The sequence below is a fragment of the Microbacterium sp. NPDC055910 genome (assembly GCF_042271185.1).
GTDB lineage: Bacteria > Actinomycetota > Actinomycetes > Actinomycetales > Microbacteriaceae > Microbacterium.
Genome location: NZ_JBHJZS010000056.1, coordinates 1 through 8,051, shown reverse-complemented (window position 1 = coordinate 8,051; position 8,051 = coordinate 1). Strand labels below are relative to the sequence as shown.

Here is an 8,051-nt window from a genome sequence, read left to right as displayed (position 1 = left end):
GGGTAACCCCGCGGTTTCGGCGCCCCGTTGCAGTCTCGCGGTCAGAGGGTCAGGGGGTCAGGCGACGGAGAAGACGACCTCGACCTCGACGGGAGCGTCCAGCGGCAGGGCCGACACGCCGACGGCCGAGCGGGCGTGAGCGCCCGTGTCACCGAAGACCTCGGCGAGCAGCTCGCTCGCGCCGTTGATGACGCCGGGCTGGCCGGTGAACTCGGGCACCGAGGCGACGAAGCCGGTCACCTTGACGACGCCCGAGAGGCGGTCGACGCCGCCGACGGCGGCCGCGGCCGCCGCGATCGCGTTGAGCGCGCACTGACGCGCGTAGCCCTGAGCATCGGATGCCGCCACCAGGCCGGCACCCTCTCCGACCTTGCCGGTCGCCAGCAGCGACCCCGCGACGATCGGCAGCTGACCGGCCGTGTAGACGAGGTCGCCGTGCGCCTTGGCGGGGACGTACGCCGCGACGGGCGGGACGACCTCGGGCAGGTCGATGCCGAGCTCGGTGAGTCGGGTGGAAACAGTCATGGTCAGGCTCCCTCGAACTGCGTCGCGGCGGCGGCCGCGGCATCCAGTCCCGCATTGGCGGCGCCGCCGCCGGTGGGACGCTTGAAGTAGGCGACGAGACCGCCCTCGGGACCCGGCACGACCTGCACGAGCTCCCAGCCCTGCTTGCCCCAGTTGTTGAGGATCGCAGCGGTGTTGTGGATGAGCAGGGGCGTCGTGAGGTACTCCCACGTCGTCATACGGACTCCTCGATGGCAGAAGAACAGCGGTGGAAGACCGGATCGCAGCGGCAAAAGCGCACGCGCCGTCGGGGGAAACCTCAGGTAGCTCCCTTACGATCAACCCTATGCCTGGAACGAAACGAACGGCCACCGGTGTGCTCGGCGGCCTCGCGGGTCTGGTCGGTCTGAGCGCTGTCGCGGGCCTTCTCGTGACCGCCACCGTCACCCCGGCCATCGCCGTCAGCGGCGCTGCGGCATCGAGTGCGCTCGACATGTTCGACAACCTGCCGAGCGTTCTGGACATCGAGAAGCTCATGCTCCCCTCGACGCTCATCGTCACCAACCCCGAGACGGGCGAGGAGCAGGAGTTCGCGAAGTTCTACGACCAGAACCGCTCCCCCGTCGAGTTCAACGAGGTCGCGACCGTCTTCTACGACGCGATCCTCTCGTCGGAAGACCCGCGCTACTACCAGCACGGCGGTGTGGACCTCATCGGCACGACGCGCGCCGTGCTGTCGAACGTGCAGGGCGGCGGCGAGACGCAGGGCGGCTCGTCGATCAGCCAGCAGTACGTCAAGAACGTGCTCGTGCAGCGCTGCGAGGCCAACGCCACCGCGACCGAAGAGAAGTCTCGCGAAGAAGTGCTCACGGACTGCTGGACGGATGCCACGACGGCACAGGGAGCCGAGGGCATCCAGCGCAAGCTGCAGGAGATGCGCTACGCCATCTCGCTCGAGCAGAAGTACTCCAAGAACGACATCCTGCTCGGCTACCTCAACATCGCCAACTTCGGCGGCACCACCTACGGCATCGACGCCGCCGCGCGCTTCTACTTCGGCGTCTCGGCAGCTGACCTCAACGTGTCACAGTCGGCGACGCTCGCCGGCATCGTGCAGAACCCCAACACGTACCGCATCGACAGGCCCGCCGGATCGATCTTCGACCGCGACGGCAACGCTTACAACAAGGCGGCCGACGGCATCATCGACGACATCGACGAGGGGCAGTTCGGCCCACTCAAGGCCCTCCTCAACGACGGCACGATCACCGAAGAGCAGTACGTCGCGGCGGCCGACCCCTACAGCGCGACGAAGGGCCGCCAGCTGTACGTGCTCAGCCGCCTGCTCGGCGACGGCAAGATCACGTACGACGACTATGTCGCCGCCGTCATCGAGCCGATCACGCCGAACATCCACGAACCGACGATCGGATGCGCCGCGGCTGGCGGCGCCGCGTACTTCTGCCAGTACGTCAAGAACACGATTCTCGCCGACGAAGCGTTCGGCGAGACCCCCGACGACCGCATGCGCACGCTGCAGCGCGGTGGCCTCAAGGTCTACATCACGATGGACCCGCGCATGCAAGCCGCCGCGGAGCAGACGATGCGTGAGATCGTGCCGAGCTCGGTCGAGGGCTGGGTCAACCCCCAGACCGGAATGCTGGGCTCATCGACCGTCAGCATCGACAACACGACCGGCCGCATCCTCTCGATCGCCCAGAACACGGTGTTCAGCGAGGCGGCCAACGTCGTGGGTGACCCGAACTTCTCGTCGCTCGTGTACGCCGGCGACCACGTGACCGGCAAGTCCGGCGGCTTCAACGCGGGGTCGACGTTCAAGATCTTCACGCTCCTCGGCTGGCTCGAGGCGGGCAAGTCGGTCAACGAGACGATCAACGGCGTCAACCGCGTCTTCCCGCGCATGACGAACTCGTGCACAGGCGACTGGGTCAACATGGAGCGCCACAAGATCGGCAACTTCGGCAATGCCGGCGGCTGGGTCGGCACGCCGATGCGGTTCACGTCGACGTCGCTCAACTCCGGCTACCTCGCGATGGCCGAGCAGCTCGACCTGTGCGACATCGCCAAGATCGCGACCAAGATGGGCGTGCAGACCGGTAACGGGCAACCGATCACGATGTCGGGCGCCAACAAGGTCATCGGCGACGACAACATCTCGCCCGTCGCGATGGCCGGTGCGTACGGCACGGTCGCCAACAACGGCGTCTACTGCCAGCCCAAGGTCATCGACCGCGTCGTCGACTTCGACGGCGTCGAACTGCCGATCCCCGAGCGCACGTGCACGACCGTGCTCGAGCCGGCGGTCGCCTCGACCGCGGCCCTTGCCCTCGCTGGCGTCATGAACGGCGGCACGGGCTCGGGCGCGAACCCGCGCAACGCCCCCGTGCTCGGCAAGACCGGTACGCACCAAGAAGTCCAGTCCTGGATGGTCGAGTCCTCGACGCGCGTCTCGACGGCGGCGTGGGTCGGCAACAGCGACGGCCTTGGCGACATCTTCCGCAAGTACGCCAACGGCTACCGCCTGTCCGACATGCGCTACCCCCTGGCGCGGCAGACCCAGTTCGCTGCCAACCAGCTCTACGGCGGCGACCAGTTCTCGCGTGAATACGGCGAGCTGACGCGCCAGGTGCTGCGCGACCTCCCGAACGTCGTGGGCATGTCGGTCGATCAGGCCCGCGCCGAGCTCGAAGGAGCAGGCTTCTCGGTCAACGTCGGCGACCCCGTCGACGGCACCGAGGCATCAGGCACCGTCGCCCAGCAGGACCCCGGTGCAGGCCGGGTACCCGCCGGCACGACGGTCACGATCCGACCCAGCAACGGGCAGGGTGTCGCCGTGCCCGACGTCAGCGGAGCATCACTGAACGAAGCCAAGGGAAGACTGCGTGATGCGGGCTTCGGCAACGTCTCCGACGGCACGTGCACCGAGAACGGCGACATCGACGGCGACGGACGACGCGTGACGGCCACCGACCCCGCCGCCGGCACCGTCCTGAACCGCAACTCGGCCGTCTCCGTGAACTACGCCGCCCGCAAGTGCTGATCGGCTCGGCCCGCTCGAGCGCTCTCGCGACCCTCGGGATCGTGGGGGCGCTCGGCGCCGGAGCCGCAGTGTGGGGCATCGGCATCGAGCGGTACCTGTTCACGCTGCGCACCCACGAACTGCGGCTGCTTCCGCCGGATGCCGCACCCCTTCGCATCCTGCACATCTCGGACGCCCACATGGCGCCCTGGCAGCATCGCAAGCAGCAGTGGATCGCCCGGCTCGCCGAGCTCGAACCCCATCTCGTCGTCGACACGGGCGACAACCTCGGGCACGCCGACGGGCTGCGCGGCATCCGCCGTGCCTATGACCCGCTCCGCGGCGTGCCGGGTGTCTTCGTGCACGGCTCGAACGACCACACGGCGCCGAGCCCGCGCAACCCGTTCAAGTACTTCAGCGGCCCCTCGAAGATCACGCGCACCGAGGTCGACCTCGACACCGCGGCGCTCGATGCCTATCTGCGCGACGACCTCGGCTGGCTCGACCTGAACAACGACGCCGGATCTCTGCATGCCGGCGATCTGCGCATCGACGCCTTCGGCGTGCGTGATGCCCACCGCTCCTGGGACCGGCTCGGCGCCCTGCCTCCACGCCTCGACGAACTGCGCGCGGACGGCACGGCCGATCTCACGATCGGCGTGACGCACGCTCCCTATCGCCGCGTGCTCGACGCGTTCACCGATCTCGGTGCCGACATGCTCTTCGCGGGGCACACGCACGGCGGGCAGGTGCGGTTGCCCGGAGTCGGCGCCCTCGTCGCCAACTGCGACATCCCCCTCGATCAGGCGCGCGGGCTCAGTGCCTGGGCGCACGACGGACGCGTCGTTCCCCTCAACGTGAGCGCGGGCCTGGGGCATTCGATCTACGCTCCCGTGCGATTCGCGTGCCGTCCCGAAGCGTCGCTGCTCACGCTTCTGCCGCGCGGCTGACGGCGTTCGAAGCACTCTCGCCGATCGGGTAGACTCGTGGGGTTGCCGTGCGAGCGGCGACGGGGTGTGGCGCAGCTTGGTAGCGCGCTTCGTTCGGGACGAAGAGGCCGCAGGTTCAAATCCTGTCACCCCGACCAGATCTTTCTCGGAGGATGCAGTGACCGTCCGTCTCGTCGCCTTCGACCTCGATGACACCCTCGCACCGTCCAAGAGCGCGATCGATCCGCGCATCGGCGACCTGCTCGTCGCTCTCGCCGAGCGCGTCGAGGTGGCGATCATCTCGGGTGGCCAGCTCGCCCAGTTCACGGCCCAGGTCATCGATCGACTGCCGGATGCCGCGAATCGCTGCCTCGACGCCTTCCACCTGCTGCCCACGTGCGGCACGCAGTACTACCGGCTCGCGCCGGAGGGCGTCGTGACGGTCTACGCCCACGCGCTGACCGACGACGAGAAGACCCGCGCACTCGCCGCGGTCGAATCCGAAGCACGCCGCCTGGGCCTGTGGGAACCCGACCCCTGGGGAGACATCCTCGAAGACCGCGGATCGCAGATCACGTTCTCGGCGCTCGGGCAGCGCGCTCCCCTCGAGGCCAAGACGGCATGGGATCCGACCGGCGAGAAGAAGAACACGCTGCGCGCCGCCGTCGCCGAGCGCCTGTCCGATCTCGAAGTGCGCTCGGGCGGTTCGACGTCGGTCGACATCACGCATCGCGGGATCGACAAGGCCTATGGCATGCGGCAGCTGGCCGAGCAGACCGGCATCCCGCTCGAGGACATGCTCTTCGTCGGCGATCGCCTGGACCCCGACGGCAACGACTACCCCGTCCTCGCAATGGGCGTCGAGTGCCGCGCCGTCGAGGGCTGGGAAGACACCGCGGCGCTGCTCGACGAGCTGATCCCCACACTGCCCCCGCGCTGACGCGCCGCTCACTTCTCGCGCGCGCGGCGCGTCAGCAGCGCGCTGCCCACTCAGCCGCGCGCTGCCCACCACCGTCGCGCTACCCCGCCACCGTCGCGCTACCCCGCGACCGTCGCGCTCCCCTGCCACCGTCGCGCTACCAAAACCTGCCGCCGCGATCGTTCTCTCGGTAGCGCGCGCAGGTTTCGGTAGCGCGACCACTCAGATCGGGAGCGTACGCAGGATTCGGTAGCGCGACCCGAACTCTGCCGCGCAGCGCGACCCACCACATCGGTAGCGCGCGCAGGTTTCGGTAGCGCGACCCGAACTCTGCCGCGCAGTGCAACCCACCGCATCGGGAGCGCACGCAGGTTTCGGTAGCGCGACCCACCACATCGGGAGCGTACGCAGGATTCGGTAGCGCGACCCGAACTCTGCGCGGCGGCGCGACCCGCCACATCGGTAGCGCGCGCAGATTTCGGGAGCGCGACCCGAACTACGCCGGGTAACGCGACCCGAGCTACGCCGGCGCAGCGCGACGCATCAACATCGGCGTCCCCGCCTGCGAGCGTCAGGCCGGGGTCTTGGCCTCGTGCGAGGCGGCGCGCACACGCGGTGCGCCCCCGGCCTCGGCTGCCGCGGGACCGCCGGCCAGCGGCAGCAGCCGCGTGAGCTGCGTCACGTGCCGCGGCTCGAGCTCGGCGAGCGACGAGACGCCCAAGAGCTTCATCGTGCGCTCGATCTCGTCGCGCAGGATCGCGATCGTCCGGTCGACGCCCGCGCGTCCGCCCGCCATGAGCCCGTACAGATACGCGCGGCCGATGAGCGTGAACTTCGCGCCCATCGCGATCGCGGCGACGATGTCGGCGCCGTTCATGATGCCCGTGTCGATCATGACGGTCGCGTCGGCGCCGACTTCGCGCACGACCTCGGGCAGCAGGTGGAACGGCACGGGAGCCCGGTCCAGCTGGCGCCCGCCGTGGTTGGAGAGGATGATCCCGTCGACGCCGGCGTCGATGAGTCGCTTCGAGTCCTCGACGTTCTGCACGCCCTTGATCACGATCTTTCCGGGCCAGAGGTCGCGGATGACCGCGAGGTCGTCGTAGCTGATCGTCGGGTCCATGGCGGCATCGAGCAGTTCGCCGACCGTTCCGCCCGTCGTCGACAGAGACGCGAACTCGAGCTTCGGCGTCGTGAGGAAGTCGATCCACCACCACGGACGCGGGATGGCGTTGATGATCGTGCCGATCGTGAGCTGCGGCGGGATCGAGAAGCCGTTGCGCTTGTCCCGCAGACGAGCACCCGCGACGGGGGTGTCGACGGTGAACTGCAGCGTGTCGAACCCGGCCTCGGCGGCGCGGCGCACGAGACCGTACGAGATCTCGCGATCGCGCATGACGTACAGCTGGAACCAGTTGCGACCGTGGGGATTCGCCTTGGCGACGTCTTCGATCGACGTCGTGCCGAGGGTCGACAGCGTGAACGGGATGCCGGCGGCCCCGGCCGCCCCCGCTCCGGCCGTCTCGCCCTCGGTCTGCATGAGGCGGGTGAAGCCGGTCGGCGCGATGCCGAAGGGCAGCGCCGAGGGACCGCCGAGGATCTCGGTCGACATGTCGACCTCGGCGGCGGGGCGCAGGATGTCGGGGTGGAACTCGACGTCCTCGAACGCCTGCCGTGCCCGTGAGAGCGAGAACTCCCCCTCTGCCGCGCCGTCGGTGTAGTCGAAGGCGGCCTTCGGCGTGCGGCGCTTGGCGATCGTGCGCAGATCGGCGATCGTGAGCGCGGCGTCGAGCCGGCGCTTGCGTCCGTCGAGCTCGGGCTTTTTGAACTGCATGAGCTCGAGCAGCTCGCTGGGCCGCGGAAGCTGGCGTTTCACCATGGTGCGCCTTTCAGGGGCTCGTGCGGGCCAAGCCCGCGTGAGCGTAGTAACCGGTGATGTGGTCGTGGACGAGTGTTCGCGCGAGCGGGGCATCCCCGGCATCGACAGCGGTGAGGATGGCCCGATGCTCGTCGCGCAGGCGCGCCGCCGTGGCATCCCAGTCGAGGATCTGCTCGGCGCCTTGCTGCACGTACGATTCGATCGCGGTGCGCAGCCCCGCCATCGTGGCGGCGATGACCTGATTGCCCGAGGCCTCGGCGAGCGCGAGGTGCAGTTGAGCGTCGAGCGCGAGGAACTCGGCCGGGGTCAGATCCGCGGACTCCATCGCGTCGAGGATCTCGTGCGCCTCGGCGAGCGAGCGATCGGGAGCGGACGCGAGCGCCTCGACGACGGCGGCCTCGAGCACGAGACGCGTCGCGACGACGTCATCGAGCGGAAATCCGTGCGCCGCGACCTGCAGGCGCAGCAGCACCGACATGCCGCCCTTCGGCGTCGCCGTGATGATGGCACCGGCCGTCGGCCCCGAGCCCCTCGCCGTGCGCAGGAGTCCCATCACCTCGAGCACGCGCAGCGCCTCACGGACGCTCGATCGACCGACTCCGAGGGATGCCGCGAGCTCGCGCTCGGGCGGAAGACGATCCCCCGGATGCAGACGGCCCTCGAGCAGATCGGACTCGATCGTCTCGAGAACGAGCCGCCACGCGCGTGCGGCGGGAAGTGCCGGCGTGGTCGGGGACGAGGACATGCGGAGCTCCGTTGCGTTTGTGGTCTGACCACGCT

Annotated in this window: 7 protein-coding genes and 1 tRNA gene; 4 read left to right on the top strand and 4 right to left on the bottom strand. The window is 69.1% G+C overall.

The window, feature by feature from the left end; all coding sequences use genetic code 11:
- Positions 1 to 57: 57 nt before the first annotated feature.
- Entirely contained in the window at positions 58 to 525 is a 468-nt protein-coding gene (locus ACFC3F_RS14705; protein ID WP_376131345.1) for a RidA family protein, read from the bottom strand.
- 2 nt (positions 526 to 527) lie between these two features.
- Positions 528 to 743 carry a hypothetical protein gene (locus ACFC3F_RS14700; protein ID WP_376131342.1) on the bottom strand — a complete coding sequence of 72 codons (216 nt, stop codon included), beginning with the start codon at positions 741 to 743 and terminating at the stop codon, positions 528 to 530.
- A gap of 107 nt (positions 744 to 850) precedes the next feature.
- On the opposite strand from ACFC3F_RS14700, the gene ACFC3F_RS14695 reads away from it, so the two are divergent.
- The 4 genes from ACFC3F_RS14695 (at position 851) to ACFC3F_RS14680 (ending at position 5,413) form a co-directional block, all read left to right on the top strand.
- Positions 851 to 3,565, top strand: a complete 2,715-nt coding sequence (locus ACFC3F_RS14695; protein ID WP_376131339.1) for a transglycosylase domain-containing protein — start codon at positions 851 to 853, stop codon at positions 3,563 to 3,565.
- Entirely contained in the window at positions 3,565 to 4,494 is a 930-nt protein-coding gene (locus ACFC3F_RS14690; protein ID WP_376131348.1) for a metallophosphoesterase, read from the top strand. Before ACFC3F_RS14695 ends, ACFC3F_RS14690 begins: the two co-directional genes overlap by 1 nt.
- 60 nt (positions 4,495 to 4,554) lie before the next feature.
- Positions 4,555 to 4,631: transfer RNA gene (locus tag ACFC3F_RS14685), tRNA-Pro, on the top strand.
- 20 nt (positions 4,632 to 4,651) lie between these two features.
- Positions 4,652 to 5,413, top strand: a complete 762-nt coding sequence (locus ACFC3F_RS14680) for an HAD-IIB family hydrolase (RefSeq protein WP_376131336.1) — start codon at positions 4,652 to 4,654, stop codon at positions 5,411 to 5,413.
- A gap of 550 nt (positions 5,414 to 5,963) precedes the next feature.
- On the opposite strand, the gene ACFC3F_RS14675 is transcribed toward ACFC3F_RS14680, so the two are convergent.
- Entirely contained in the window at positions 5,964 to 7,271 is a 1,308-nt protein-coding gene (locus ACFC3F_RS14675; RefSeq protein WP_376131333.1) for an alpha-hydroxy-acid oxidizing protein, read from the bottom strand.
- A 10-nt stretch (positions 7,272 to 7,281) separates the two neighbouring features.
- Positions 7,282 to 8,016, bottom strand: coding sequence for a FadR/GntR family transcriptional regulator (locus ACFC3F_RS14670; RefSeq protein ID WP_376131330.1), 735 nt, complete (start codon positions 8,014 to 8,016; stop codon positions 7,282 to 7,284).
- Between the last annotated feature and the right edge of the window lie 35 nt (positions 8,017 to 8,051).